Source organism: Enterobacter sp. HK169, from assembly GCF_001719105.1.
GTDB classification, from domain to species: domain Bacteria; phylum Pseudomonadota; class Gammaproteobacteria; order Enterobacterales; family Enterobacteriaceae; genus Enterobacter; species Enterobacter asburiae_B.
This window is the reverse complement of the sequence record NZ_CP017087.1, coordinates 1640477-1666294: the sequence shown is the minus strand read 5'-3', so window position 1 is coordinate 1666294 and position 25818 is coordinate 1640477. Positions and strand designations below refer to the sequence as shown.

Sequence of the window (25818 nt, the reverse complement as noted above, 5' to 3'; positions counted from 1 at the left end):
AACAAAAAAGCATAGCAGACGGGGGAGGCATTGCTTTTGAGACGGGTAACATGGCTGTTATAAATTGATAACAATTTTTAATGTGTGATGGTGAGAGTTTGGCTGCCTTCAAAGTTTAGGAGGCGGCCTGAGGCGATACTAGGCGGCACACCAGGGTGTGCACCAGGATCGCTTACGTCACCCTTTTGACCGATACGTGAAAGGAAAAATAAGATGGATGAGCAGTTGAAACAGAGTGCCCTCGATTTTCACGAGTTCCCTGTCCCGGGCAAAATCCAGGTCTCCCCAACCAAGCCGCTGGCAACCCAGCGCGATCTGGCGCTGGCCTATTCGCCGGGCGTCGCAGCCCCGTGTCTGGAAATCGAAAAAGACCCGCTGGCGGCCTACAAATACACCGCGCGCGGCAACCTTGTCGCCGTGATCTCTAACGGCACGGCGGTGCTGGGGCTGGGCAACATCGGCGCGCTGGCCGGTAAGCCGGTGATGGAAGGGAAGGGGGTACTGTTCAAGAAATTCGCCGGTATCGACGTGTTCGATATCGAGGTGGACGAACTCGATCCTGACAAATTCATCAACGTGGTGGCCGCGCTGGAGCCGACCTTCGGCGGGATTAACCTGGAAGACATCAAAGCGCCGGAATGTTTCTATATCGAGCAGAAGCTGCGCGAGCGTATGAACATTCCCGTGTTCCATGATGACCAGCACGGGACCGCGATTATCAGCACCGCCGCGATTCTCAACGGCCTGCGCGTGGTAGAGAAAAATCTCTCCGACGTGCGCATGGTGGTCTCTGGCGCAGGCGCCGCGGCCATCGCCTGTATGAACCTGCTGGTGGCGCTGGGTATGCAGAAACACAACATTGTGGTCTGCGACTCCAAGGGCGTTATCTATAAAGACCGCGAGCCGAACATGGCGGAAACCAAAGCGGCGTATGCGGTGGACGACGACGGTAAACGCACCCTGGACGACGTGATCGACGGCGCGGATATCTTCCTCGGCTGCTCGGGTCCGAAAGTACTGACCCAGGAGATGGTGAAGAAGATGGCGCGTGCGCCAATGATCCTGGCCCTGGCGAACCCGGAACCGGAAATCCTGCCGCCGCTGGCGAAAGCGGTGCGTGAAGACGCCATCATCTGTACCGGCCGTTCGGACTACCCGAACCAGGTCAACAACGTGCTCTGCTTCCCGTTCATCTTCCGCGGCGCGCTGGACGTTGGCGCAACGGCGATCAACGAAGAGATGAAGCTTGCCGCCGTTCACGCCATCGCGGAGCTGGCGCACGCCGAGCAGAGCGAAGTGGTTGCGTCCGCGTACGGCGATCAGGATCTGAGCTTCGGCCCGGACTACATCATTCCAAAACCGTTCGACCCGCGTCTGATTGTTAAGATTGCACCAGCGGTGGCCAAAGCGGCGATGGACTCCGGCGTGGCGACGCGTCCGATTCACGATTTCGACGCCTACGTCGATAAGCTCACCGAGTTTGTCTATAAAACGAACCTGTTCATGAAGCCGATCTTCTCTCAGGCCCGCGCCGACGCGAAGCGCGTGGTGCTGGCGGAAGGGGAAGAGGCGCGCGTGCTGCACGCCACCCAGGAGCTGATCACCTTAGGCCTGGCGAAGCCGATCCTGATTGGTCGTCCGAGCGTGATTGAAATGCGTATCCAGAAGCTTGGCCTGCAGATTAAGCCGGGCATCGACTTCGAGATCGTTAACAATGAATCCGATCCGCGCTTCAAAGAGTACTGGAGCGAATACTACGCGATCATGAAGCGCCGGGGGATCACCCAGGAGCAGGCTCAGAAAGCGGTCATCAGCAACACGACGGTGATCGGCGCGATCATGGTGCATCGCGGCGAGGCGGACGCGCTGATCTGCGGCACCATCGGCGACTACCACGAGCACTTTAGCGTGGTGCAGGAGATCTTCGGCTATCGCGACGGCGTCCATACCGCCGGGGCGATGAACGCGCTGCTGCTGCCGAGCGGCAACACCTTTATTGCCGATACCTACGTTAACGACGATCCGACCCCGGACGAGCTGGCGGAGATCACGGTGATGGCCGCCGAGACCGTCCGTCGCTTTGGCATCGAGCCGAAGGTGGCGCTGCTGTCGCACTCTAACTTTGGTTCGTCTAAATCCGCGGCGGCCTGCAAAATGCGTCAGACGCTGGAGCTGGTGCGCGAGCGTGCGCCGGAGCTGATGATTGACGGGGAAATGCACGGCGATGCCGCGCTGGTGGAAAGCATCCGTAACGAACGTATGCCGGACAGCCCGCTGAAGGGATCGGCCAACATACTGATTATGCCGAACGTGGAAGCGGCGCGTATCAGCTATAACCTGCTGCGCGTCTCCAGCTCTGAAGGGGTGACCGTAGGACCGGTACTGATGGGCGTGGCGAAACCGGTGCACGTGTTAACGCCGATTGCCTCTGTGCGTCGTATCGTGAATATGGTGGCGCTGGCGGTGGTTGAGGCGCAGACGCAGCCGCTGTAATTTTTACCCTCACCCTCTCCCTTTGGGAAAGGGCCGGGGTGAGGGGAGGGCTACACCCAGTCCCGAACCTGAATAAACTCACGCAAGGCAGCCTCCGGGCTGCCTTCTTTTGGTTCGTAGCAGTACTCCCAGCGCACCAGCGGCGGCATCGACATCAGAATCGACTCCGTGCGCCCCCCGGTCTGCAGACCGAACAGCGTCCCGCGATCCCACACCAGATTGAACTCCACGTAGCGCCCGCGGCGGTAAAGCTGGAACTCGCGCTCGTGCACGCCGTAGTCGGTATTTTTACGGCGCTCGACGATGGGCAGATAAGCGTCGGTATACCCTTCGCCTACCGCGCGCATAAAGCTGAACGCGGTATCAAAATCAGGCGCGTTGAGATCGTCAAAGAACAGCCCGCCGATGCCGCGCTGCTCGTCGCGGTGCTTCAGGTAAAAATAGTCGTCGCACCACTTTTTAAATTTCGGGTAGATGTCTTCGCCAAACGGCAGGCAAAGATCCCGCGCGGTGGTGTGCCAGTGCACGGCATCTTCTTCGAAGCCGTAGTAGGGCGTTAAATCGAAACCGCCGCCGAACCACCAGACCGGGTCGGCACCCGGTTTTTCCGCAATGAAAAAGCGCACGTTGGCGTGGCTCGTCGGCACGAACGGGTTGTGCGGGTGCACTACCAGCGAAACGCCCATCGCCTCGAAGCTACGGCCCGCCAGTTCAGGACGATGCGCCGTCGCAGACGCGGGCATGGCGTCGCCGTGAACGTGGGAAAAATTCACGCCCGCCTGTTCGAAGATTCCGCCGTTTCGCAGCACCCGGCTGCGCCCGCCGCCCCCGGCCTCGCGCTGCCAGTTATCTTCCTGAAATTCACCGCCGTCTGCGGCGGCCAGTTTCTGGCAGATCTCATCCTGCAGCTGCAGCAGGAAGGTTTTGACCAGTTGAGCATCGGGTTTCATCAACGTTTCCTGGAGTGCGCTTTTTGGTTATCGAACCAGTTGAAGTAACTGATAATGCCGGAGGCGATGGCGTTGGCGATCTTCTGACGAAACGCCGTGGTGCCGAGGAGCCGCTCTTCTTCCGGGTTGGTAATGAAGGACGTTTCCACCAGCACGGACGGGATGGACGGCGATTTCAGGACCACGAACGCCGCCTGCTCGGTGCCTTTACTGTGCAGACGATGCACTGGCTTAATCTTCTTCAGAATATGCGAGCCGAGCGTCAGGCTGTTTTTAATCGTATCCGTCTGCACGAGGTCGAACAGCACCTGCTGTAGCAGATGATCTTTGTCGGTGGCTTTTTTCCCGGCGACTTCATCCGCCCGGTTTTCGCGGTCGGAGAGGTATTTTGCCATGGCGCTACTGGCGCCACGGTTAGAGAGTGCAAACACCGAGGCGCCGGCCGCAGAAGGGTTGGTAAAGCCGTCGGCGTGAATCGACATAAACAGATCCGCACCGTGCTGGTGGGCGATCTCAACGCGGTCATACAGCGGAATAAAGGTGTCGCCAGAGCGCGTCAGACGGGCGTCAATGCCGTTGCTGCGTAAAATTGCGCGCACATTTTTTGCAATTGCCAGCACGACGTGTTTTTCTTTCGACCCGTTTTTGCCGATGGCGCCGGTATCAATACCGCCGTGGCCCGGGTCGAGCATTACCAGACGCTTCGCGCCCGGCTTTTTGGCTTTCGGTTTGCTGTGTCCGTTACTGGTTTTGAGCGTGCTCTCGTCTTTCGCCTGAGCCTGCTTTGCGATACCCGTTAACGTTAAGGCCGCCAGCCCCGCTTTGAGAACCTGACGACGCGATGTGAGTGCTTTTAATGGTTTGAATGTGCTCATGCGGCCTGAATACTAAAAAATGGGGTCCTGGTGTTATATCGTATCGTGTTTCCCGTTACGACAGTCCATATTGATAATTGTTTTACTTTTCATTTCAATACGTGACAAAGTGACATTATGCCAAATTTTGGCGAGATTTTCCCCGGTTATTGGCGAAAGGCGAGCTTCGCGCCATAATCACTGTTTTTAAACCCGAAAAGGCGGTTAATACCATGGAGATACGCGTTTTTCGCCAGGAAGATTTCGAAGAGGTGATCACCCTTTGGGAGCGCTGCGATCTGCTGCGTCCGTGGAACGATCCGGAAATGGATATCGAACGTAAGGTGAATCACGACGTCAGTCTGTTTCTGGTCGCGGAAGTCAATGGCGAGGTTGTGGGGACGGTAATGGGCGGTTACGACGGCCACCGCGGCTCGGCCTATTATCTGGGCGTCCACCCCGAATACCGTGGCCGCGGTATCGCCAATGCGCTGCTGAACCGGCTCGAGAAGAAGCTGATCGCCCGCGGCTGCCCGAAAATCCAGATCATGGTGCGGGAAGATAACGACGTGGTGCTGGGCATGTATGAGCGTCTGGGCTACGAGCATTCTGACGTGCTGAGTTTAGGAAAGCGTCTGATCGAAGATGAAGAGTACTGAGATCCATCCGGCAGACTATGACGCGCAGGGCCGCGTCAGGCTGCCCTTTTTATTCTGGTGCGTTCTGCTGCTCCAGGCTCGAACCTGGGTACTGTTTGTGATGGCCGCCGCGTCGCGCGGGCAGGGCGACACGCTGCTGAATCTCTTTTATCCCGATCACGACGCCTTCTGGCTCGGCTTGCTGCCGGGCGTACCGGCGGTGGTCGCTTTTTTGTGCAGCGGACGACGGCATGCGATCCCACGTTTCTGGCGCGCGCTTCGCTGGCTGCTGATCCTCGCCCAGGTTGCGCTGCTCTTCTGGCAGCCGGTACTCTGGTGGTACGGTGAGCCGCTGACGGGCACCGGCGTTGCGCTGGTGGTTGCCGATATTGTGGCCCTGCTGTGGCTGCTGACCAACCCGCGTCTTCGCGCCTGTTTTGCGCATCAGGATGATTAATCCGGCACTTTTTGCCGATGTCGCACTCCAACAAGCGTTGATTTAACAAGAAAGGACGTTTCAATGAAATCGCTGCGTTTACTTTTATGCGCTCTCCCGCTGGCGTTGACCGGCTGTTCGACGCTCTCCTCCATTAACTGGTCCGCCGCGTATCCGTGGAACTGGTTTGGCTCATCAACGGAAGTGACCGAGCAGGGCGTGGGGAAAATTACCGCCGCGACGTCGCTGGATCAGGACGCCATTCAGGATGCGCTCAGCGGCGATTACCGCCTGCGCAGCGGCATGAAAACGGAGAATGGCAATATTGTTCGCTATTACGAAGCGCTGAAAGGCGACAAGCTGGCGCTGGTGATTAACGGTGACAAAGGCACCGTAAACCGTATCGCTGTGATGGATGACGATATTCCGACGGCGAGCGGTGTGAAGGTGGGTACGCCGTTTAGCGACCTTTATAAGCAGGCCTTTGGCAACTGTACCAGCCTGCCGTCTGACGACAAGGTCGCGGTGGAATGTAAGGCTGAAGGCAGCCAGCACATCAGCTATGTCTTCACCGGAACCTGGAGCGGCCCGGAAGGTCTGATGCCGTCCGACGACACGCTCAGGAGCTGGAAAGTGAGCAAAATACTCTGGAAGCAGTAATTTGCGCCTGAACAAACCGCCTCGCTGAAATCCGGGTATAATAGCCACCATCAATGCCACGCTGACGTGGCATCTTTATTTCAGGAGGAGCGATGTCTCAGGTTCAGAGTGGCATTTTGCCAGAACATTGCCGCGCGGCGATTTGGATTGAAGCCAATGTCAAAGGGGACGTGGATGCCCTGCGTGCGGCCAGTAAAGCGTTTGTTGATAAGCTGGCCACCTTCCAGGCCAAATTCCCTGAAGCCCACCTCGGCGCGGTTGTTGCCTTTGGCAATAACGTCTGGCGTCAGCTGAGCGGTGGCGAAGGGGCGGAAGAGCTAAAAGACTTCATCCCTTACGGCAAAGGTCTGGCTCCGGCAACCCAGTACGACGTGCTGATCCACATTCTCTCCCTGCGTCACGACGTGAACTTCTCCGTTGCCCAGGCGGCAGTAGCGGCCTTTGGCGACAGCATTGAGGTGCAGGAAGAGGTTCACGGCTTCCGCTGGGTGGAAGAGCGCGATCTGAGCGGCTTCGTCGACGGCACCGAAAACCCGGCGGGTGAAGAGACGCGTCGTGAAGTCGCGGTAATCAAAGACGGCGTGGACGCGGGCGGCAGCTACGTGTTCGTGCAGCGCTGGGAGCACAACCTCAAGCAGCTTAACCGCATGAGCGTGCACGACCAGGAGATGATGATTGGCCGCACTAAAGAAGCCAACGAAGAGATCGACGGCGACGACCGTCCTGTAACCTCTCACCTGACCCGCGTTGACCTCAAAGAAGACGGCAAAGGGCTGAAGATTGTCCGCCAGAGCCTGCCTTACGGCACGGCAAGCGGCACGCACGGCCTCTACTTCTGCGCGTACTGCGCGCGCCTGTATAACATTGAGCAGCAGCTGCTGAGCATGTTCGGTGATACCGACGGCAAGCGCGACGCCATGCTGCGCTTCACCAAACCGGTGACCGGCGGCTACTACTTTGCGCCGTCCGTTGAGCGTCTGCTGGCGCTGTAATGGCCTTTCTCCCTCTCCCTGTGGGAGAGGGCCGGGGTGAGGGCATCAGGCCTCCCCCTTATTCCCTTTTCTGCTTCTAAATCACCAAACGGTATATAAAACCGTTACTCCTTTCATCCCCGTTATAAATATTATGACTATAAGATAGTCATCACATTTATAAGGGTTCGCAATGGCCGTTACTGTACTGAAAAAAGGAACTCTGGCGCTGGCAGGTTTACTGCTGGTGGCACAGGCGCAGGCGACTGAACTGTTGAACAGTTCGTATGACGTCTCCCGCGAGCTGTTTGCCGCCCTTAATCCACCGTTTGAACAGCAGTGGGCGAAAGATAATAACGGCGACAAGCTGACCATCAAGCAGTCCCACGCCGGGTCGTCCAAGCAGGCGCTGGCGATTTTGCAGGGCCTGAAAGCGGATGTGGTGACCTACAACCAGGTGACTGACGTGCAGATCCTGCACGACAAAGGCAAGCTGATCCCGGCAGACTGGCAGAGCCGACTGCCGAACAACAGCTCACCGTTCTATTCCACCATGGGCTTCCTGGTGCGTAAGGGCAATCCGAAGAATATCCACGACTGGAGCGACCTGGTGCGTTCCGACGTGAAGCTGATTTTCCCGAATCCAAAAACTTCCGGTAACGCGCGTTATACCTATTTAGCCGCGTGGGGCGCGGCGGACAAGGCTGACGGTAACGATAAAGCCAAAACCGAGCAGTTCATGACCCAGTTCCTGAAAAACGTCGAAGTGTTTGATACCGGCGGCCGCGGGGCGACAACGACCTTCGCGGAACGCGGTCTCGGCGATGTTCTGATCAGCTTTGAATCGGAAGTGAATAACATCCGCAAACAGTACGAAGCGCAGGGCTTCGAGGTCGTTATCCCGAAAACCAACATCCTGGCCGAGTTCCCGGTGGCGTGGGTGGATAAAAACGTGCAGGCAAACGGTACCGAGAAAGCGGCAAAAGCCTATCTCAACTACCTGTACAGCCCGCAGGCGCAGACCATCATTACCGATTACTACTACCGCGTGAATAACCCGGACGTAATGAACAAGCTGAAAGATAAGTTCCCGCAGACCGATTTGTTCCGCGTGGAAGATCATTTCGGCTCCTGGCCTGATGTGATGAAAACGCATTTTGCCAGCGGCGGTGAGTTAGACAAACTGCTGGCGGCGGGGCATAAGTAATGTTTGCAGTTTCGACAAAACGCGTGCTGCCGGGTTTTACCTTAAGCCTCGGGACCAGCCTGCTGTTCGTCTGCCTGATCCTGCTGTTGCCGCTCAGCGCGCTGGTGATGCAGCTTGCTCAGATGAGCTGGGCGCAGTACTGGGACGTGGTCACCAACCCGCAGGTGGTGGCGGCCTACAAGGTGACGCTGCTGTCGGCGTTTGTTGCCTCCATTTTTAACGGCGTGTTTGGCCTGCTGATGGCGTGGATCTTAACCCGCTATCGCTTCCCGGGTCGCACGCTGCTTGACGCCCTGATGGATCTGCCGTTTGCGCTGCCGACGGCGGTGGCGGGCTTAACCCTCGCGTCGCTCTTCTCCGTGAACGGGCTGTACGGCGAGTGGCTGGCGAAATTTGACATCAAAGTGACCTACACCTGGCTCGGTATCGCGGTGGCGATGGCCTTTACCAGCATCCCGTTTGTGGTCCGTACCGTGCAGCCGGTGCTGGAAGAGTTGGGCCCGGAATACGAAGAAGCGGCGGAAACGCTGGGTGCCACGCGCTGGCAGAGCTTCCGCAAGGTGGTTCTGCCGGAGCTCTCTCCGGCGCTGATGGCGGGCGTCGCGCTGTCGTTTACCCGCAGCCTCGGTGAGTTCGGCGCGGTGATTTTTATCGCCGGGAACATCGCCTGGAAAACAGAAGTCACCTCGCTGATGATTTTCATCCGTTTGCAGGAGTTTGATTATCCGGCGGCGAGCGCGATTGCCTCGGTGATCCTGGCGGCGTCGCTGCTGCTGCTGTACTCGATTAACACTCTGCAAAGTCGCTTTGGTCGACGTGTGGTAGGTCACTGATGGCGGAAGTTACGCAATTGAAGCGATACGATGCACCCCGCATCAACTGGGGTAAATGGTTTCTGATTGGGGCGGGCGTGCTGGTTTCCGCCCTCATTCTCGTCGTGCCGACGGTTTATATCTTCGTTCAGGCGTTCAGCAAGGGGCTGATGCCCGCGCTGGAAAACCTGGCGAACCCGGATATGCTGCATGCCATCTGGCTGACCGTGCTGATTGCGCTGATCACCGTGCCGGTGAACCTCGTGTTCGGGACCCTGTTGGCCTGGCTGGTGACCCGCTTTAACTTCCCGGGACGTCAGCTGCTGCTGACCCTGCTGGACATTCCTTTCGCCGTATCGCCGGTGGTGGCGGGTCTGGTGTACCTGCTCTTTTACGGCTCCAACGGCCCGTTGGGCGGCTGGCTGGACGAGCATAACCTGCAGATCATGTTCGCCTGGCCGGGCATGGTGCTGGTCACCATCTTCGTGACCTGTCCGTTTGTGGTGCGTGAGCTGGTGCCGGTGATGTTAAGCCAGGGGAGCAACGAAGACGAAGCGGCGGTGCTGCTGGGCGCGTCTGGCTGGCAGATGTTCCGTCGCGTGACGCTGCCGAATATCCGCTGGGCGCTGCTTTACGGCGTGGTGCTGACCAACGCCCGCGCGATTGGTGAGTTCGGTGCCGTTTCCGTCGTCTCCGGCTCCATCCGGGGTGAAACCCTGTCGCTGCCGCTCCAGATTGAGCTGCTGCAGCAGGACTACAACACCATCGGCTCGTTTACTGCCGCAGCGTTGCTGACGCTGATGGCCATCTTGACCCTGTTTTTGAAGAGTGTGGTGCAGTGGCGTTTAGAAAATCAGGAAAAACGTCAGCATCAGGAGGGAAATCATGAGCATTGAGATTGCCAATATTAAGAAGTCTTTTGGTCGCACCCAGGTGCTGAATGATATCTCGCTGGATATCCCTTCCGGACAAATGGTGGCGCTGCTGGGGCCGTCCGGCTCGGGCAAAACCACGCTGCTGCGTATTATCGCCGGGCTTGAGCATCAGACCAGCGGGCACATCCGCTTCCACGGCACCGACGTGAGCCGTCTGCACGCCCGCGATCGTAAAGTAGGCTTTGTGTTCCAGCACTACGCGCTGTTCCGCCACATGACCGTGTTCGACAACATCGCGTTTGGCCTGACCGTGCTGCCGCGTCGCGAACGTCCGGATGCGGCAACTATTAAGGCGAAAGTGACCAAACTGCTGGAGATGGTGCAGCTGGCTCACCTGGCGGATCGTTTCCCGGCCCAGCTGTCCGGCGGGCAGAAACAGCGCGTGGCGCTGGCGCGCGCGCTGGCCGTTGAGCCGCAAATTCTGCTGCTGGATGAACCCTTCGGCGCGCTGGATGCGCAGGTGCGTAAAGAGCTGCGCCGCTGGCTGCGTCAGCTCCATGAAGAGCTGAAATTCACCAGCGTCTTCGTGACCCACGATCAGGAAGAGGCGATGGAAGTTGCGGATCGCGTGGTGGTCATGAGCCAGGGCAACATTGAGCAGGTTGACGAGCCGGAGCAGCTCTGGCGTGAACCGGCGACCCGCTTCGTGCTGGAGTTTATGGGCGAGGTAAACCGTCTGCAGGGCACTATTCGCGGCGGACAGTTCCACGTTGGCGCGCATCGCTGGCCGCTGGGCTATACCTCCGCGCATCAGGGGCCGGTCGATCTGTTCCTGCGTCCGTGGGAAGTGGACGTGAGCCGCCGAACCAGCCTGGATTCACCGCTGCCGGTGCAGGTGCTGGAAGCTAGCCCTAAAGGTCACTACACCCAATTGGTGGTACAGCCGCTGGGCTGGTATACCGAGCCGCTGACCGTGGTCATGCGCGACGACGTGCCGCCGCACCGGGGTGAGCGCCTGTTTGTTGGTTTGCAGCACGCCCGTATTTATCACGGGAAGGAGCGCATCGAGACGCGCGAGGATATTGCTCTGGCGGAGTCAGCCTGATAGGTTAGGATTACGTAGTTTTGCCGGGTGGCGCTGCGCTTACCCGGCCTACAATATGACGTCTGTAGGCCCGGTAAGCGAAGCGCCACCGGGCTTTTTATTGGACAGCGATCATGAATACATTAGAACACACCATCGGCAACACTCCTCTGGTCAAGCTTCAGCGCATGGGGCCGGACAACGGCAGCGAAATCTGGGTCAAACTCGAAGGCAATAACCCGGCGGGCTCGGTGAAAGACCGCGCGGCGCTGTCGATGATTGTCCAGGCCGAAAAACGCGGAGAAATTAAGCCAGGCGACGTGCTGATTGAGGCCACCAGCGGCAACACCGGTATCGCCCTGGCGATGATTGCTGCGCTGAAAGGCTACCGCATGAAGCTGCTGATGCCGGACAACATGAGCCAGGAGCGCCGCGCCGCGATGCGTGCCTACGGCGCCGAGCTGATTCTGGTGACCAAAGAGCAGGGAATGGAAGGCGCGCGCGACTTAGCGCTGGAGATGGCCGGGCGCGGTGAAGGTAAACTGCTGGATCAGTTCAACAACCCGGACAACCCGTACGCGCACTACACCTCCACCGGCCCGGAAATCTGGCAGCAAACCGACGGGCGTATCACCCATTTTGTCTCCAGCATGGGCACCACCGGTACCATTACCGGGGTATCGCGTTTTCTGCGCGAGCAGGAAAAAGCCGTCACCATCGTTGGCCTCCAGCCGGAAGAGGGGAGCAGCATTCCGGGGATTCGCCGCTGGCCGGCGGAGTATATGCCCGGCATCTTTAATGCGCAGCTGGTGGATCAGGTGCTGGATCTTCACCAGCGCGAGGCGGAAAATACCATGCGTGAGCTGGCCGTGCGCGAAGGTATCTTCTGCGGCGTCAGCTCGGGCGGCGCGGTAGCGGGGGCGATTCGGGTAGCGCAGGCAAACCCGGGGGCGGTAGTGGTGGCGATTATTTGCGATCGCGGCGATCGCTATCTGTCTACCGGCGTCTTTGGTGAAGAGAGTTATTCGCAGGGGGCGGGGATTTAAGCGTCATGGAGATGATTCTATTCCGGGATAACACCCGGGCGCAGCAAACCGACATTGTCGCCGTGCAGTCGCAGGTGGTTTACGGCAGCGTGGGGAACAGCATTGCGGTACCGAATATTCGTACCCACAGGCTGAACGTCACCGCCGTGCCGACGGTTCTGTTTAGCAACACGCCGCATTACGATACGTTTTATGGTGGGGTGATCCCCGACGAGTGGTTCAGCGGCTATCTTAAGGCACTGGAAGAGCGCGAGATCCTGCGCGAGCTTAAAGCGGTCACCACCGGCTATATGGGCAGCGCCAGCCAGATCGTCCTGCTGGCTCAATGGCTGAAGGCGGTCAAAGCGCAGCATCCTGACCTGCTGGTGCTGGTCGACCCGGTTATCGGCGATATCGACAGCGGAATGTACGTGAAGCCTGAGATCCCGCAGGCATATCGGGAACACCTGCTGCCGCTGGCGCAGGGGATCACACCAAACGTCTATGAGCTGGAGGTGTTAAGCGGCAAACCGTGCCGTACGCCCGAAAGCGCCATCGCGGCTGCGCAGGGACTGCTCTCCGATAGCCTGAAATGGGTGGCTATCACCAGCGCGCCGGTGGCCGATGACCCGGAAAACATCCACGTGGTGCTGGTGACGAATGAAGGCGTGACCGTCAGCGCGCATCCGCGCGTAGAAACCGATCTGAAAGGGACGGGCGACCTGTTCTGTTCAGAGCTGGTGAGCGGAATTGTTGAGGGGAAAACCGTTGCTGATGCCATTCGCATGGCCGGCGATCGGGTGACTGATGTGATGCTTTATACCCAGTCGAAAGGCTACGACGAACTTATCCTCCCTGCATAAACAAAAATGGCGCCCGAAGGCGCCATTTTTCTGTGCGGCAAGAATTACTTCTTGATGCGGATAACCGGGGTTTCACCCACGGTGACGCTGCCAGACAGTTTGATCAGTTCTTTGATTTCGTCCATGTTGGAGATAACAACCGGCGTCAGGGTAGACTTGGCTTTTTCTTCCAGCAGTGGCAGATCGAATTCAATTACCGGGTCGCCAACTTTAACACGCTGGCCTTCTTCCGCGATACGTTTGAAGCCTTCGCCTTTCAGTTCAACGGTGTCGATACCGAAGTGAACGAACAGTTCGATACCGCTATCAGATTCGATAGAGAACGCATGGTTGGTTTCAAAAATTTTACCGATGGTGCCGTCAACTGGAGCAACCATTTTGTTGCCAGTTGGTTTGATAGCAATGCCATCACCAACGATTTTCTCAGCAAACACTACATCCGGCACGTCTTCGATGTTGACGATCTCGCCGGAGAGCGGAGCAACAATCTCAATAGTTCCGGAGTCTTTCTTATCATCAGAAACCAGAGATTTCAGTTTATCGAACAAACCCATGATCTTCTCCTAAGCAGTAATTTGGGCCGCATCTCGTGGATTAGCAGATTGTTTTTTCTTCAATGAACTTGTTAACCAGCGTCATTAACTCGTCCGTTGTCGGTTGAGCAAGAGCCTGCTCTGCTAACACCTTCGCATCTTCGAAGTTCGTGTTACGGATAATCTTCTTAATGCGCGGGATGGAAATGGCGCTCATAGAGAATTCGTCCAGACCCATACCCAGCAACAGAAGTGTAGCACGTTCGTCGCCTGCAAGCTCACCACACATGCCAGTCCATTTACCTTCTGCATGAGAAGCATCAATAACTTGCTTGATCAAGTTCAGTACGGACGGTGACATTGGCTGGTAGAGATGTGAAATCATATCATTACCACGGTCAACTGCCAGGGTGTACTGCGTTAAATCATTGGTGCCGATACTAAAGAAATCAACTTCTTTGGCTAAATGACGCGCAATGGTCGCCGCCGCAGGTGTTTCCACCATTACGCCGATCTCGATTGACTCGTCAAAGGCTTTACCTTCGTCGCGCAGTTCCTGTTTGTAGATTTCGATCTCTTTCTTCAGTGCACGCACTTCTTCAACAGAGATGATCATCGGGAACATGATGCGCAGTTTACCGAAAGCAGAGGCACGCAGGATCGCGCGAACCTGGTCACGCAGGATCTCTTTACGATCCATCGCGATACGGATTGCACGCCAGCCCAGGAACGGGTTCTCTTCTTTCGGGAAGTTCATGTACGGCAGCTCTTTGTCGCCGCCGATGTCCATGGTACGGACGATAACCGCCTGAGAACCACACGCTTCAGCCACGGCTTTATAGGCAGCAAACTGCTCTTCTTCCGTTGGCAGCGCGTCGCGGTCCATGAACAGGAATTCTGTACGATAGAGACCTACGCCTTCCGCACCGTTGCGCTCAGCGCCATCAACGTCGCGGACGGTACCGATGTTTGCGCACACTTCTACCTGATGGCCGTCCAGGGTGATGGCTGGCAGGTCTTTCAGCTTAGCGAGTTCCGCTTTTTCAGTCGCAACCTGCTCCTGAACCGCGCGCAGTTTATCGATCTCTTCATTGGTTGGGTTGACGTAAACCAGATTGTTTACGGCATCCAGAATCAGATAGTCGCCGTTTTTCACCTGAGAGGTGACGCTACCGGTACCCACGATGGCAGGCAGTTCCAGAGAGCGCGCCATGATAGAGGTGTGGGAGGTACGGCCACCCGCGTCAGTGATGAAACCGAGGACCTTTTTCAGGTTCAGCTGTGCGGTTTCAGACGGGGTGAGGTCAGCGGCAACCAGGATAACTTCATCCTGAATCGCGCTCAGATCGATGATGGCCAGACCCAGGATGTTGCGCAGCAGGCGCTTACCGATGTCACGTACGTCAGCCGCACGTTCTTTCAGGTATTCATCATCCAGTTCTTCCAGGGCAGTTGCCTGACCTTCGATAACTTCATGCGCAGCCGCGTCGGCCGTCATGCCTTTATCTTTAATCAGGGCTATGATTTCCTGCTCCAGCTCCTCATCTTCGAGCAGCATGATGTGCCCTTCGAAGATGGCTTCTTTTTCTTCACCGAAAGTTTCGCCAGCTTTAGTTTTGATTGCTTCCAGTTGCGCAGATGCCTTGGCACGACCGCTCAGAAAACGTTCAACTTCCTGATCAACCTTGTCGGCAGAAATTTTTTTCCGGTCGATGACGATCTCGTCTTCTTTCAGCAGCAGTGCTTTGCCGAAAGCGATACCCGGGGATGCTAAAATGCCTGAAATCATAACCCTACCTTACTTGTGACTGATATTTAAAAGAACCCGGAAACTTACTCGAGCTCAGCCATCAGTTTTACCAGATGCTCAACTGCTTTCTGCTCGTCTTCACCTTCTGCAGAGATGGTGACAACGGTGCCCTGAGTCAGGCCCAGAGTCTGCAGTTTGAACAGGCTTTTTGCGCTCGCGCTTTTGCCGTTGGAAGTCACAGTGATTTCAGAAGTGAAGCCTTTTGCTTCTTTAACAAACTGAGCAGCAGGGCGGGTGTGCAGACCGTTCGGAGCGGTAATGGTAACTTCTTGCTGGAACATTGTATTTCCCCAACTTATAGGTTTAGTGTTGTGGAACTAAAGTCTAGCCTGGCGACTGAACTTTAGCCTGTATTGTTAGCGCTGACGTTTCGATCGTCATTAAACATTATGCAGCGAAAGCAAGACTTGAACCAAATCATAAAATCGATTCAGCAAGGCTATTTCATTCACCGATTAATTTCACGCATCAAAATAATTGCTGGTTTAAATACCAGACCCAACGGGGTGAAGCAATGCCAGGAGGGGCAAAAGTTTGAAGCAGGCCACAAAAAAGCACCTGAAAAGGTGCTTTTTTACGCGTTATTAACATGCTGGCACTACTGTTGCAGTTCTTTTTCGGTAAACAGATCGGCAAACAGTGCGGTGCTCAGGTAACGCTCGCCCGAAGAAGGAAGGATAACCACAATATTCTTGTTGGTAAAGGCTTCATCTTCCTGAAGCTTGAGCGCTGCCGCAACGGCCGCACCGGAAGAGATACCCGCCAGAATGCCTTCTTCATCCATCAGGCGACGCGCGGTAGAAATGGCTTCTTCGTTAGTGATAGTCACCACTTTATCGATCAGCTTCAGGTCCAGGTTGCCCGGAATGAAGCCTGCGCCAATACCCTGAATTTTATGCGGGCCTGGCTTAAGCTCTTCACCCGCCAGTGCCTGGGTGATAACCGGTGAGTCAGTTGGCTCAACGGCAACGGTGATCAGGTCTTTTTTACCCTTTGTGCCTTTAATATAGCGTGACACGCCGGTCAGCGTACCGCCGGTACCTACGCCGGAGATAAAGACGTCAACCTGGCCGTCGGTATCTTCCCAGATTTCCGGACCGGTGGTCTTCTCGTGAATTTCCGGGTTAGCCGGGTTGCTGAACTGCTGCAGCAGCAGATATTTCGCCGGATCGCTGGCCACAATCTCTTCAGCTTTCTGGATGGCGCCCTTCATGCCCTTCGCGCCTTCGGTCAGCACCAGGTTCGCGCCCAGCGCTTTGAGCAGCTTACGACGCTCAATGCTCATGGTTTCTGGCATGGTCAGCGTCAGCTTGTAGCCACGCGCGGCGGCCACATAGGCCAGAGCGATACCGGTGTTACCGCTGGTCGGTTCCACCAGCTCAACGCCAGGCTTCAGTACGCCACGTTTTTCAGCATCCCAAATCATGTTTGCACCGATACGGCATTTTACGCTGAAGCTCGGGTTACGTGATTCGACCTTCGCCAGAATGCGTCCATTACCGATACGGTTCAGTCGAACCAGGGGCGTATGACCGATAGTCAGCGAGTTGTCTTCATAAATCTTACTCATGGCCTGTCCTTAACTGTATGAAATTGGGATACCGACCCAGCATACCTGTTGAGCAGGTAGGGGGAAGTAAGGAATTCGCATATCTATATACTGCAAGGAAATAATGGGGATCAGTATGGAATAAGGGGCGGCATAAGCCACCCCTGCTTTACACATTTTTGCATTATTTCCATAACGCGTGCTTAGCACGGTAGCAGTCGACCCACATCGCCGTCGCGCCGCAGACGGCGACGGGCATGATGAACAGATTCAGGAAGGGAATCATGGTGAACAGGCTGGTCAGCGCGCCAAACTGCATGTTCGCGACCTTCTGGCTTCGCAGGGCAGTGCGCATCTCTTTAAACGGCACCTTGTGGTTATCGAACGGATAGTCGCAGTACTGGATGGCCAGCATCCAGGCGCTGAACAGGAACCACAGCACCGGCGCCACCGTCTGGCCAATGCCTGGCACAAAATAGAGGATAAGCAGCACGACCGCGCGGGGCAGGTACCAGGCAAACTTCTGCCACTCGCGCTTCATGATGCGTGGCAGGTCTTTCATGATCCCCAGCACGCCCGTGTCCGGCGGCGTCGCACCGGTAAGCCGCGCTTCCAGCTGTTCCGCCAGCAGACCGTTGAACGGTGCGGCTATCCAGTTGGCAATCGTCGAAAAGAAGTATCCAAACACCAGCAGCACGGAGATCACCGCCACCGGCCAGAGCAGGTAGTTAAGCCACTGCAGCCAGTCCGGAACGTAACTCATCAGCGACGGGATCCAGCTCTCCAGCTTTGTGAATAGCCACCAGAACGCGCCGCCCATCAGAATAATGTTGATCAACAGCGGCAGAATCACGAAGCGTCGAATCCCCGGCAGGGAGACCAGTTTCCAGCCCTGAGAAAAATACCAGACGCCGCTGCGCGGGGGAGAAGAAGATGTTGAAACCATAGCCAGGCTGTACTCCTTTTTACACAACCAGTGGAATTGCCCGCCTATATTATCCACTTACGGAGCAATGACCAGTTCGGAAATGTTCGAAAAACCAGCAAAAAGCACGATTTCCTTCATCTTTATGCTGTGAATGCTCTGCACACACTTGCACTTGACGTAAACGGCAAATACTCTTAGTGAGTAAATGTTTGCCGTGGTGGCAAGGTGTTAGAACAACAGAGAATATAATGATGCAGGATTTGCGTCTGATATTAATCATTGTTGGCGCGATCGCCATAATCGCTTTACTGGTACATGGTTTCTGGACCAGCCGTAAAGAGCGTTCCTCGATGTTTCGCGATCGCCCACTGAAGCGCATGAAGTCCAGTCGTGACGACGATGACAGTGAAGATGACATCGACGGCAGCGATGACGACGGCGTGGGTGAAGTTCGTGTTCATCGGGTCAATACTGCGCCCGGCGCAGGCCATGGGGAGCATGAAGCGCCTCGTCCTTCGCAGCACCAGTATCAACCGCCGTATGCTTCTGCACAGCCGCGCCAGCCAGCGCCGCAGCCTGTGGAAGAACCGGTGCGCCAGCCGCCGCAACAGCCTGTCTATCAGCAGCCTGCTGCGCCACAGCCGGTTCAACAGCAACCGGTGCAGCAGCCCGTGCAGCAACATCCTGCTCAGCCGGTACAACAACCGCAGCAGCCTGTTCACGTACAGCCTGCGCCTCAGCCTGCTCCGGCTCCGCACGTTGAGCCTGAGCCCGTTGTAGAACCAGAGCCGGTTGTTGAAAAACCGCAGCGTAAAGAAGCGGTGATCATCATGAACGTGGCCGCGCATCACGGCAGCCATCTTAACGGTGACGTGCTGCTCAACAGTATTCAACAGGCAGGATTCAAGTTTGGCGATATGAACATTTTCCATCGTCACCTGAGCCCTGACGGTAGCGGTCCGGCGCTGTTCAGCCTGGCCAACATGGTTAACCCTGGCACCTTTGATCCGGAAATGACCGGTGATTTCGTGACCCCGGGCGTCACTATCTTTATGCAGGTGCCTTCTTACGGCGATGAACTGCAAAACTTTAAGCTGATGCTGCAGTCCGCTCAGCACATCGCTGACGAAGTCGGCGGCGTGGTGCTCGACGATCAGCGTCGAATGATGACCCCGCAGAAGCTGCGCGAGTATCAGGACCGCATCCGCGAAGTTAAGGAAGCTAACGCGTAATCGTCGCGTTTACTTCAACTCCTCCTCAACCCCCGCCTGTCGGGGGTTTTTTCTCATTGATGGTGCGATATGGACTCAATCGAACAACAACTCACTGAACTGCGAACCACGCTTCGCCATCATGAATACCTCTATCATGTTATGGACGCGCCGGAAGTCCCGGATGCCGAATATGACCGCCTGATGCGCGAGCTGCGCGAATTAGAGGCGCAGCATCCGGAGCTTATCACGCCGGATTCCCCCACCCAGCGCGTCGGCGCTGAGCCGCTTGGCGCTTTCAGCCAGGTGCGCCATGAGGTGCCGATGCTGTCGCTGGATAACGTATTTGATGAAGAGAGCTTCCTCGCGTTTAACAAGCGCGTGCAGGATCGTCTGAAAAGCAGCGACTCCCTCACCTGGTGCTGCGAGCTCAAGCTGGATGGCCTGGCGGTCAGTCTTCTCTATGAAAACGGTGTGCTGGTGCGTGCCGCAACGCGTGGCGACGGTACGACGGGCGAAGACATCACCACCAACGTGCGTACCATCCGCGCGATCCCGCTGAAGCTGCAGGGTGAAAACATTCCCGCGCGTCTGGAAGTGCGCGGCGAGGTGTTCCTGCCCCAGGCGGGCTTCGAGAAAATTAACGACGAGGCGCGTCGCACCGGCGGGAAGGTGTTTGCTAACCCGCGTAATGCGGCGGCAGGCTCTCTGCGCCAGCTTGACCCGCGTATTACCGCGAAGCGACCGCTTACTTTCTTCTGCTACGGCGTCGGTATTCTGGAGGGCGGCGAGCTGCCGGATACGCACCTCGGACGCCTGCTGCAGTTTAAAGCGTGGGGCCTGCCGGTGAGCAACCGCGTTCAGCTCTGCGACTCGCCGGAAGCGGTGCTGGCGTTCTACCACAAGGTGGAAGAGGACCGTCCGACGCTCGGTTTTGATATTGATGGCGTCGTCATCAAGGTGAATTCTCTGGCGCTGCAGGAGCAGCTAGGCTTTGTGGCGCGCGCGCCGCGCTGGGCGGTGGCGTTTAAGTTCCCTGCTCAGGAGCAGATGACCGTCGTTCGCGATGTGGAGTTCCAGGTTGGCCGTACGGGGGCGATTACCCCGGTCGCCCGTCTGGAGCCCGTGCAGGTTGCGGGCGTGCTGGTGAGTAATGCCACGTTGCATAACGCCGATGAAATCGAACGCCTCGGCCTGCGCATTGGTGACAAAGTGGTGATTCGCCGCGCGGGCGACGTTATCCCGCAGGTGGTTAACGTCGTGGAGTCGGAACGTCCTGCCGATACGCGCGAGATCGTCTTCCCGACCCACTGCCCGGTGTGCGGCTCCGACGTTGAGCGTGTGGAAGGTGAAGCGGTGGCGCGCTGTACTGGGGGCTTAATCTGTGGTGCGCAGCGTAAAGAATCGCTGAAGCACTTCGTCTCCCGTCGGGCGATGGATGTCGACGGCATGGGCGACAAGATTATCGATCAGCTGGTTGAGAAAGAGTATGTCCATACGCCAGCGGATCTCTTCAGGCTGACGGCAGGTAAACTGACCGGTCTGGATCGCATGGGGCCAAAGTCAGCCCAGAATGTGGTTAACGCGCTGGAAGCCGCCAAAGAGACGACCTTTGCCCGCTTCCTGTACGCGCTGGGCATTCGTGAAGTGGGTGAGGCGACGGCAGCGGGCCTGGCGGCGTACTTTGGTACGCTGGAGGCGCTGGAAAAGGCAAGCATCGACGAGCTGCAGAAAGTCCCTGACGTTGGCATTGTGGTCGCCACGCACGTATTTAACTTCTTCGCCGAAGAGAGCAACCGTGAAGTTATCGGCAAGCTGCTGGAAGAGGGCATCAGGTGGCCCGCGCCAGTGGTGGTTAACGCCGAAGAGATCGACAGTCCGTTCGCCGGTAAAACGGTCGTCCTGACCGGCAGCCTGAGCCAGCTTTCACGCGACGATGCGAAAGCGCGCCTGGTGGCGCTGGGGGCCAAAGTGGCGGGCAGCGTGTCGAAGAAAACCGACCTGGTGATCGCCGGGGAAGCGGCGGGTTCGAAGCTGGCAAAAGCCCAGGAGCTCGGCATTGCGGTTATCGATGAAGCGGAAATGATGCGTCTGTTAGGAGAGTAACGTGGAGAAAGAACAGCTCGTTGAAATAGCCAATACGGAGATGCCGTTCGGTAAATAAAAGGGCCGCAGGCTGATTGATTTGCCGGAGGAGTATCTGCTGTGGTTTGCCCGTAAGGATGAATTCCCGGCAGGGCGACTGGGCGAGCTGATGGCTATCACGTTACTGATCAAAACCGAGGGGCTGACCCAGCTGGTTCAGCCCCTAAAACGTCCTTAAGCCTTCGCGGCGCGGGTCTCTTCCTGCGCCAGCTTTTCGGTCTGGCGCTTGTAGCGACGCGCCAGCACCGCGCAGACCATCAGCTGGATCTGGTGGAAAATCATCAGCGGCAGCACCATCATCCCAATCACCGAGGTCGGGAATAGAATATTGGCCATCGGGATACCGTTAGCCAGGCTCTTTTTCGAACCGCAGAACACAATGGTGATTTCATCCGCTTTGCTGAAGCCGCACCTGCGTGCCACAAAGACGTTTACCGCAATCACAATCGCCAGCAGGACGATGCTGACCACCACGATAAACAGCAGCGAACCTGCGCCCACCTTATGCCAGATCCCGTTCACAACCGCTTCACTGAAGGCGGAATAGACCACCAGCAGAATCGACGACTGGTCGGTTTTTGAGATCCATTTCTTGTGCTTAGCCACGAACGCCCCGGTCCATGGACGGGATAGATGCCCCAGGACAAACGGCAGCAGCAGCTGCAGGCAAATTTTTCCAACCTGCTCGAGATTGCCTTCCGCGCCGTGCATGTTCATCAGCAGGCCCACCAGCAGCGGGGAAACGAAAATCCCTAACAGGCTGGATGCTGATGCCGAGCAGACCGCGGCCGCAACGTTCCCTCCGGCGAGAGAGGTAAAGGCAATGGCGGACTGTACGGTAGCCGGCAGAATACAGAGATACAGGAAACCGGTGTAGAGCGCCGGGTCGACGTTAACCGGCGCCCACCAGGCAAACAGCACTCCGAGGATTGGGAACAGAATGAACGTGCTGCACATCACCCAGAGATGCAGCCGCCAGTGGCTACCGCCGGCAATAATCGCTTCGCGCGAGAGCTTTGCGCCGTGCATAAAGAACAGCAGTGCGATGGCGGCCGTCGTCAGCCCTTCAAAAAACGGGACGAAGCCCCCGCGGGCGGGGAAGAACGAGGCCAGTAAAACGGTAACCACCAGGGTGAGCGTAAACGGATCAACAATACGAAATAGTTTCATAATGACTCCTGAAAACAGATGTCGCTATTGTGCTTTTTTCCATTTGAGAAATAAAATTGATTTATTGCATCCATTCATGAATGAAACAGATGAATTACTCCTTACGCCAGCTTCGTATTTTCGTCACCGTCGCTCACGCCCGCAGCTTTAGCCGGGCAGGGGAGATGATTGGCCTGAGCCAGTCGGCGGTCAGCCACAGCGTGAAAGAGCTTGAGAATCAGACCGGGGTGAAGTTGCTTGACCGCACAACCCGTGAAGTGGTGCTGACCGAAGCAGGGCAGCAGCTCGCCCTGCGTCTTGAACGATTGCTGGATGAGCTGAACAGCACGCTCAGAGACGTGGGGAGGCTGGGGCAGCAGCTTTCGGGGACCGTGCGCGTCGCGGCCAGCCAGACAATCTCTGCGCACCTTATCCCTCAGTGTATTGCCGAGGGAAGTCATCGCTACCCGGACATTGATTTTGTCCTGCATGACAGGCCGCAGCAGTGGGTGCTGGAGAGCATCCGCCAGGGAGATGTGGATTTTGGTATTGTTATCGATCCCGGCCAGGCGAGCGATCTGGCGTGTGAAAGCGTACTTTCCGAGCCATTCTTGCTGCTCTGCCGTGACGACGACCCGCTGGCCACGTTGCCGGAAATCAGCTGGCAGTCTCTGACGGGCGCGAACCTGGTTTTACAGGATTATGCCTCGGGCAGTCGTCCGCTGATTGATTCCGCGCTGGTGAATCAGGGCGTAAAGGCAACGATCGTGCAGGAGATTGGTCACCCGGCGACGCTTTTTCCGATGGTGGAAGCCGGTATTGGCATCAGCGTGTTGCCCGCCCTGGCGCTTCCCCTGCCGCAGGGAAGCCGGCTGGCCGTCAGGCGATTAACGCCCGTTGTTGAGCGAAAGCTGATGCTGGTGCGGCGAAAAAATCGCTCACTCTCGGGGGCGGCGCAGGCTATCTGGGAAGTGGTGCGTATCCAGGCACAACGATTAACCGAAGCCCGCATACGCGACCCACTGTTTAACGCATCAGAAGATTAGATGTAGATATCAATATGATTATTGTCTGAAGGGGTATTCACCCCTTCCACTTTGCCCAGCTTTTGATCCTGCTTCTTCTGGGCCTCTTCGGCCTGCTGGCGCTGCAGCGCGGCGAGCTGTGCCTGCAGCACTTTGAGCTGGGTCTGAATAAGTTCCTGCTGCTTTTTCTTCTCATCGGTGCTGATGGGGCTGTTCGCCAGCTCTTTTAACTGCTGAGTCAGCTTTTTGATCTTGTCGAGAATGCGGGTGATTTGCGTAGCGATATCGTTACTGCTCGAAGTTCCACTCGCGCCGCTGGTTTGAATCTGTTGGGTTGAAGCCTGAATGGTCGTCATACTTTTTCCTCGCGTTATAAAACAGAGGTATCGGCACCAACGGGATTAGCTTGAGCAAAACTGCCATATCTGGCAGGGAGTTACATTGATACACAATCAGTATTGATGATGCGGTGAAAGTGTACTGGAAGGCGGAAGTAGACAAACTGCAGATAGCAAAAAGGCGCCTTTAGGGCGCCTTTCTACATTGGTGGGTCGTGCAGGATTCGAACCTGCGACCAATTGATTAAAAGTCAACTGCTCTACCAACTGAGCTAACGACCCGAAATGGTGGGCGATGACGGGCTCGAACCGCCGACCCCCTCCGTGTAAAGGAGATGCTCTACCAACTGAGCTAATCGCCCATTTCGGAACTGCTGCGATAAGGTGAGAATGGTGGGCGATGACGGGCTCGAACCGCCGACCCCCTCCGTGTAAAGGAGATGCTCTACCAACTGAGCTAATCGCCCAATCTCAATTCTTATCTACACTGCGGGCCTACCGAAGTAGATGGTGGGTGATGACGGGCTCGAACCGCCGACCCCCTCCGTGTAAAGGAGATGCTCTACCAACTGAGCTAATCACCCCCGCTGTGTGGAGTCGCATTATAGGGAGAGTTGAAAATGAGTCAACGCATTTTCTAAAGTTTTTATTCGTTCGTCGTAAAATTAAACAAAACGATCGCGAAACGGGCAATGACGCATGATTTCTAAACAAAAATCGCAAACTCGGTCACGATAAAGGGATCAACATTGAGGAATCCCCCCACAGTGATAGAATATTGCCCATCGTTTTTTCCCCAGGATTTGCCGATTGCCGGCATCTTTATAACGTAAGGCCATTTCATGAAAATCAAAACTCGCTTCGCGCCGAGCCCGACAGGCTATCTGCACGTCGGTGGTGCACGTACCGCTCTCTATTCCTGGCTTTTCGCACGCCACAACAAAGGTGAGTTCGTGCTGCGTATTGAAGACACCGATCTTGAGCGCTCCACGCCAGAAGCAATTGAAGCCATTATGGATGGGATGAACTGGCTGAATCTGGAATGGGATGAAGGTCCTTACTTCCAGACCAAACGCTTTGACCGCTATAACGCCGTCATTGATGAGATGCTGGTCGCGGGCACGGCGTATAAGTGCTACTGCTCTAAAGAGCGTCTGGATGAACTGCGTGAAGCGCAGATGGCGAACGGTGAAAAGCCGCGTTATGACGGCCGCTGCCGCCACGACCATAGCGAGCATGCTGCAGATGAGCCTTGCGTGGTGCGTTTTGCTAACCCGCAAGAGGGCTCGGTGATCTTTGACGACCAGATCCGTGGCCCAATTGAATTCAGCAACCAGGAGCTGGACGATCTGATCATCCGTCGTACCGACGGTTCTCCAACCTACAACTTCTGCGTTGTGGTTGACGACTGGGATATGGAAATTACTCACGTTGTCCGTGGTGAAGACCATATCAACAATACGCCACGTCAGATCAACATCCTGAAGGCGCTGAACGCCCCTGTGCCAGTTTATGCGCACGTCTCCATGATCAACGGCGATGACGGGAAAAAACTGTCTAAACGTCACGGTGCGGTAAGCGTTATGCAGTATCGCGACGACGGTTATCTGCCGGAAGCACTGCTGAACTATCTGGTGCGTCTGGGCTGGGCCCACGGTGACCAGGAGATCTTCAGTCGCGAAGAGATGATCGAGCTGTTCTCTCTGAGCTCTGTAAGCAAATCAGCGAGCGCCTTTAATACCGACAAGCTCCTGTGGCTGAACCATCACTACATCAACACCATGCAGCCAGAATATGTGGCGACGTATCTGCAGTGGCATATTGAGCAGGCAAATATTGATACCCGCACTGGCCCTGAGCTGGCGGACCTGGTGAAACTCCTCGGCGAGCGCTGCAAAACGCTGAAAGAGATTGCCGAAAGCTGCCGCTACTTCTATGAAGAGTTTGAAGAGTTCGACGCGGACGCCGCGAAGAAACACCTCCGTCCGGTTGCGCGTCAGCCGCTGGAAGTGGTGCGCGACAAGCTGGCGGCCCTTACCGAGTGGACCGCTGAGAATGTGCATCACGCCATTCAGGCGACGGCAGACGAGCTGGAAGTCGGTATGGGTAAAGTCGGCATGCCACTGCGCGTTGCGGTAACCGGGGCGGGTCAGTCTCCGGCACTGGATGTGACGGTTCACGCCATCGGCAAGTCACGCAGCGTAGCGCGCATTAACAAGGCGCTGGACTTTATTGCTGAACGCGAAAATCAGCAGTAATTAG

General features: G+C 56.5%; 24 protein-coding genes, 4 tRNA genes and 1 pseudogene. 16 read left to right on the top strand and 13 right to left on the bottom strand.

All coding sequences use genetic code 11. From position 1 onward, the window contains the following. Positions 1-213 precede the first annotated feature (213 nt). On the top strand, positions 214-2493 hold the full coding sequence (gene maeB, locus EnteroDNA1_RS07925; protein ID WP_064673728.1) for an NADP-dependent oxaloacetate-decarboxylating malate dehydrogenase: 2280 nt from the start codon (positions 214-216) through the stop codon (positions 2491-2493). 50 nt (positions 2494-2543) lie between these two features. On the opposite strand, the gene hemF is transcribed toward maeB, so the two are convergent. Both hemF and amiA read right to left on the bottom strand, forming a co-directional pair. Then, a complete protein-coding gene (gene hemF, locus EnteroDNA1_RS07920) occupies positions 2544-3443 on the bottom strand; it encodes an oxygen-dependent coproporphyrinogen oxidase (RefSeq protein ID WP_069303147.1) in 900 nt (299 codons plus the stop codon). Further along, complete coding sequence (gene amiA, locus EnteroDNA1_RS07915; RefSeq protein WP_024907603.1) at positions 3443-4318, bottom strand: N-acetylmuramoyl-L-alanine amidase AmiA; 876 nt, start codon at positions 4316-4318, stop codon at positions 3443-3445. The genes hemF and amiA overlap by 1 nt, the downstream gene beginning before the upstream one ends. 212 nt (positions 4319-4530) lie before the next feature. Between amiA and EnteroDNA1_RS07910 the strand changes: the two genes are divergently transcribed. From EnteroDNA1_RS07910 to pdxK, 10 genes are all read left to right on the top strand, one after another. After that, complete coding sequence (locus EnteroDNA1_RS07910; RefSeq protein WP_023308738.1) at positions 4531-4956, top strand: GNAT family acetyltransferase; 426 nt, start codon at positions 4531-4533, stop codon at positions 4954-4956. Continuing rightward, entirely contained in the window at positions 4943-5392 is a 450-nt protein-coding gene (locus tag EnteroDNA1_RS07905; RefSeq protein ID WP_039263703.1) for a DUF2919 domain-containing protein, read from the top strand. Before EnteroDNA1_RS07910 ends, EnteroDNA1_RS07905 begins: the two co-directional genes overlap by 14 nt. A gap of 63 nt (positions 5393-5455) precedes the next feature. After that, the gene (locus EnteroDNA1_RS07900) at positions 5456-6031 is read left to right on the top strand and encodes an RpoE-regulated lipoprotein (protein WP_069303146.1); all 576 of its coding nucleotides are present in this window, start codon (positions 5456-5458) and stop codon (positions 6029-6031) included. A gap of 92 nt (positions 6032-6123) precedes the next feature. After that, entirely contained in the window at positions 6124-7023 is a 900-nt protein-coding gene (locus EnteroDNA1_RS07895; protein WP_039263701.1) for a Dyp-type peroxidase, read from the top strand. Between the two features lie 172 nt (positions 7024-7195). After that, on the top strand, positions 7196-8209 hold the full coding sequence (locus EnteroDNA1_RS07890; RefSeq protein WP_023308734.1) for a sulfate ABC transporter substrate-binding protein: 1014 nt from the start codon (positions 7196-7198) through the stop codon (positions 8207-8209). Then, the gene (gene cysT / locus EnteroDNA1_RS07885) at positions 8209-9042 is read left to right on the top strand and encodes a sulfate/thiosulfate ABC transporter permease CysT (protein WP_004123378.1); all 834 of its coding nucleotides are present in this window, start codon (positions 8209-8211) and stop codon (positions 9040-9042) included. The genes EnteroDNA1_RS07890 and cysT overlap by 1 nt, the downstream gene beginning before the upstream one ends. Then, entirely contained in the window at positions 9042-9917 is an 876-nt protein-coding gene (gene cysW / locus EnteroDNA1_RS07880; protein ID WP_023308733.1) for a sulfate/thiosulfate ABC transporter permease CysW, read from the top strand. Before cysT ends, cysW begins: the two co-directional genes overlap by 1 nt. Continuing rightward, positions 9907-11001, top strand: coding sequence for a sulfate/thiosulfate ABC transporter ATP-binding protein CysA (gene cysA, locus EnteroDNA1_RS07875; RefSeq protein WP_008501607.1), 1095 nt, complete (start codon positions 9907-9909; stop codon positions 10999-11001). Before cysW ends, cysA begins: the two co-directional genes overlap by 11 nt. A gap of 113 nt (positions 11002-11114) precedes the next feature. Then, positions 11115-12026, top strand: a complete 912-nt coding sequence (gene cysM, locus EnteroDNA1_RS07870) for a cysteine synthase CysM (protein WP_069303145.1) — start codon at positions 11115-11117, stop codon at positions 12024-12026. Positions 12027-12031: 5 nt separating this feature from the next. Next, entirely contained in the window at positions 12032-12868 is an 837-nt protein-coding gene (gene pdxK / locus EnteroDNA1_RS07865) for a pyridoxine/pyridoxal/pyridoxamine kinase (protein WP_023332955.1), read from the top strand. A gap of 44 nt (positions 12869-12912) precedes the next feature. Here pdxK and crr read toward each other — a convergent pair whose 3' ends face one another. The 5 genes from crr to cysZ all read right to left on the bottom strand — a co-directional run bounded on the left by crr (position 12913) and on the right by cysZ (position 17706). Further along, positions 12913-13422 carry a PTS glucose transporter subunit IIA gene (gene crr, locus EnteroDNA1_RS07860; RefSeq protein ID WP_003861316.1) on the bottom strand — a complete coding sequence of 170 codons (510 nt, stop codon included), beginning with the start codon at positions 13420-13422 and terminating at the stop codon, positions 12913-12915. A 40-nt stretch (positions 13423-13462) separates the two neighbouring features. Then, positions 13463-15190 carry a phosphoenolpyruvate-protein phosphotransferase PtsI gene (gene ptsI / locus EnteroDNA1_RS07855; RefSeq protein WP_023332954.1) on the bottom strand — a complete coding sequence of 576 codons (1728 nt, stop codon included), beginning with the start codon at positions 15188-15190 and terminating at the stop codon, positions 13463-13465. Positions 15191-15234: 44 nt separating this feature from the next. Beyond that, on the bottom strand, positions 15235-15492 hold the full coding sequence (gene ptsH, locus EnteroDNA1_RS07850) for a phosphocarrier protein Hpr (protein WP_000487600.1): 258 nt from the start codon (positions 15490-15492) through the stop codon (positions 15235-15237). A gap of 317 nt (positions 15493-15809) precedes the next feature. Next, the gene (gene cysK / locus EnteroDNA1_RS07845; RefSeq protein WP_014884739.1) at positions 15810-16781 is read right to left on the bottom strand and encodes a cysteine synthase A; all 972 of its coding nucleotides are present in this window, start codon (positions 16779-16781) and stop codon (positions 15810-15812) included. 163 nt (positions 16782-16944) lie between these two features. Then, positions 16945-17706, bottom strand: a complete 762-nt coding sequence (gene cysZ / locus EnteroDNA1_RS07840; protein WP_039263698.1) for a sulfate transporter CysZ — start codon at positions 17704-17706, stop codon at positions 16945-16947. A 230-nt stretch (positions 17707-17936) separates the two neighbouring features. On the opposite strand from cysZ, the gene zipA reads away from it, so the two are divergent. From zipA to EnteroDNA1_RS07825, 3 genes and pseudogenes are all read left to right on the top strand, one after another. Then, complete coding sequence (zipA, locus tag EnteroDNA1_RS07835; RefSeq protein WP_064673719.1) at positions 17937-18920, top strand: cell division protein ZipA; 984 nt, start codon at positions 17937-17939, stop codon at positions 18918-18920. Positions 18921-18989: 69 nt separating this feature from the next. Then, positions 18990-21005: an NAD-dependent DNA ligase LigA gene (ligA, locus tag EnteroDNA1_RS07830; protein WP_064673718.1), complete on the top strand. Its 2016-nt coding sequence runs from the start codon at positions 18990-18992 to the stop codon at positions 21003-21005. A 1-nt stretch (position 21006) separates the two neighbouring features. Further along, positions 21007-21222, top strand: a pseudogene (locus tag EnteroDNA1_RS07825) (DUF3820 family protein). Here the strand turns inward: EnteroDNA1_RS07825 and EnteroDNA1_RS07820 are convergent. After that, the gene (locus EnteroDNA1_RS07820; protein WP_033146147.1) at positions 21219-22214 is read right to left on the bottom strand and encodes a bile acid:sodium symporter family protein; all 996 of its coding nucleotides are present in this window, start codon (positions 22212-22214) and stop codon (positions 21219-21221) included. The pseudogene EnteroDNA1_RS07825 and the gene EnteroDNA1_RS07820 overlap by 4 nt on opposite strands. Before the next feature lie 89 nt (positions 22215-22303). Between EnteroDNA1_RS07820 and EnteroDNA1_RS07815 the strand changes: the two genes are divergently transcribed. After that, entirely contained in the window at positions 22304-23239 is a 936-nt protein-coding gene (locus tag EnteroDNA1_RS07815) for a LysR family transcriptional regulator (protein ID WP_064673779.1), read from the top strand. Here the strand turns inward: EnteroDNA1_RS07815 and EnteroDNA1_RS07810 are convergent. The 5 genes from EnteroDNA1_RS07810 to EnteroDNA1_RS07790 form a co-directional block, all read right to left on the bottom strand. Continuing rightward, complete coding sequence (locus EnteroDNA1_RS07810; protein ID WP_064673717.1) at positions 23236-23574, bottom strand: FlxA-like family protein; 339 nt, start codon at positions 23572-23574, stop codon at positions 23236-23238. The genes EnteroDNA1_RS07815 and EnteroDNA1_RS07810 overlap by 4 nt on opposite strands. A 188-nt stretch (positions 23575-23762) precedes the next feature. Next, positions 23763-23838: transfer RNA gene (locus EnteroDNA1_RS07805), tRNA-Lys, on the bottom strand. Between the two features lie 4 nt (positions 23839-23842). Continuing rightward, positions 23843-23918 (bottom strand) — tRNA-Val (locus tag EnteroDNA1_RS07800). Positions 23919-23947: 29 nt separating this feature from the next. Continuing rightward, positions 23948-24023, bottom strand: a tRNA-Val gene (locus EnteroDNA1_RS07795). A gap of 41 nt (positions 24024-24064) precedes the next feature. Next, positions 24065-24140: transfer RNA gene (locus tag EnteroDNA1_RS07790), tRNA-Val, on the bottom strand. A 258-nt stretch (positions 24141-24398) separates the two neighbouring features. On the opposite strand from EnteroDNA1_RS07790, the gene gltX reads away from it, so the two are divergent. Further along, entirely contained in the window at positions 24399-25814 is a 1416-nt protein-coding gene (gltX, locus tag EnteroDNA1_RS07785) for a glutamate--tRNA ligase (RefSeq protein ID WP_033146145.1), read from the top strand. Positions 25815-25818 lie beyond the last annotated feature (4 nt).

Excerpts from the sequence above, each read along its gene's own strand:
- zipA (WP_064673719.1), top strand. The coding sequence starts at position 17,937 with ATGATGCAGGATTTGCGTCTGATATTAATCATTGTTGGCGCGATCGCC.
- cysZ (WP_039263698.1), bottom strand. The coding sequence starts at position 17,706 with ATGGTTTCAACATCTTCTTCTCCCCCGCGCAGCGGCGTCTGGTATTTT.
- hemF (WP_069303147.1), bottom strand. The coding sequence starts at position 3,443 with ATGAAACCCGATGCTCAACTGGTCAAAACCTTCCTGCTGCAGCTGCAG.
- gltX (WP_033146145.1), top strand. The coding sequence starts at position 24,399 with ATGAAAATCAAAACTCGCTTCGCGCCGAGCCCGACAGGCTATCTGCAC.
- cysT (WP_004123378.1), top strand. The coding sequence starts at position 8,209 with ATGTTTGCAGTTTCGACAAAACGCGTGCTGCCGGGTTTTACCTTAAGC.
- EnteroDNA1_RS07905 (WP_039263703.1), top strand. The coding sequence starts at position 4,943 with ATGAAGAGTACTGAGATCCATCCGGCAGACTATGACGCGCAGGGCCGC.
- EnteroDNA1_RS07820 (WP_033146147.1), bottom strand. The coding sequence starts at position 22,214 with ATGAAACTATTTCGTATTGTTGATCCGTTTACGCTCACCCTGGTGGTT.
- EnteroDNA1_RS07910 (WP_023308738.1), top strand. The coding sequence starts at position 4,531 with ATGGAGATACGCGTTTTTCGCCAGGAAGATTTCGAAGAGGTGATCACC.
- ligA (WP_064673718.1), top strand. The coding sequence starts at position 18,990 with ATGGACTCAATCGAACAACAACTCACTGAACTGCGAACCACGCTTCGC.
- EnteroDNA1_RS07890 (WP_023308734.1), top strand. The coding sequence starts at position 7,196 with ATGGCCGTTACTGTACTGAAAAAAGGAACTCTGGCGCTGGCAGGTTTA.
- amiA (WP_024907603.1), bottom strand. The coding sequence starts at position 4,318 with ATGAGCACATTCAAACCATTAAAAGCACTCACATCGCGTCGTCAGGTT.
- EnteroDNA1_RS07810 (WP_064673717.1), bottom strand. The coding sequence starts at position 23,574 with ATGACGACCATTCAGGCTTCAACCCAACAGATTCAAACCAGCGGCGCG.
- cysM (WP_069303145.1), top strand. The coding sequence starts at position 11,115 with ATGAATACATTAGAACACACCATCGGCAACACTCCTCTGGTCAAGCTT.
- pdxK (WP_023332955.1), top strand. The coding sequence starts at position 12,032 with ATGGAGATGATTCTATTCCGGGATAACACCCGGGCGCAGCAAACCGAC.
- EnteroDNA1_RS07895 (WP_039263701.1), top strand. The coding sequence starts at position 6,124 with ATGTCTCAGGTTCAGAGTGGCATTTTGCCAGAACATTGCCGCGCGGCG.
- cysW (WP_023308733.1), top strand. The coding sequence starts at position 9,042 with ATGGCGGAAGTTACGCAATTGAAGCGATACGATGCACCCCGCATCAAC.
- cysK (WP_014884739.1), bottom strand. The coding sequence starts at position 16,781 with ATGAGTAAGATTTATGAAGACAACTCGCTGACTATCGGTCATACGCCC.
- ptsI (WP_023332954.1), bottom strand. The coding sequence starts at position 15,190 with ATGATTTCAGGCATTTTAGCATCCCCGGGTATCGCTTTCGGCAAAGCA.
- EnteroDNA1_RS07900 (WP_069303146.1), top strand. The coding sequence starts at position 5,456 with ATGAAATCGCTGCGTTTACTTTTATGCGCTCTCCCGCTGGCGTTGACC.
- EnteroDNA1_RS07815 (WP_064673779.1), top strand. The coding sequence starts at position 22,304 with ATGAATTACTCCTTACGCCAGCTTCGTATTTTCGTCACCGTCGCTCAC.
- cysA (WP_008501607.1), top strand. The coding sequence starts at position 9,907 with ATGAGCATTGAGATTGCCAATATTAAGAAGTCTTTTGGTCGCACCCAG.
- crr (WP_003861316.1), bottom strand. The coding sequence starts at position 13,422 with ATGGGTTTGTTCGATAAACTGAAATCTCTGGTTTCTGATGATAAGAAA.
- ptsH (WP_000487600.1), bottom strand. The coding sequence starts at position 15,492 with ATGTTCCAGCAAGAAGTTACCATTACCGCTCCGAACGGTCTGCACACC.
- maeB (WP_064673728.1), top strand. The coding sequence starts at position 214 with ATGGATGAGCAGTTGAAACAGAGTGCCCTCGATTTTCACGAGTTCCCT.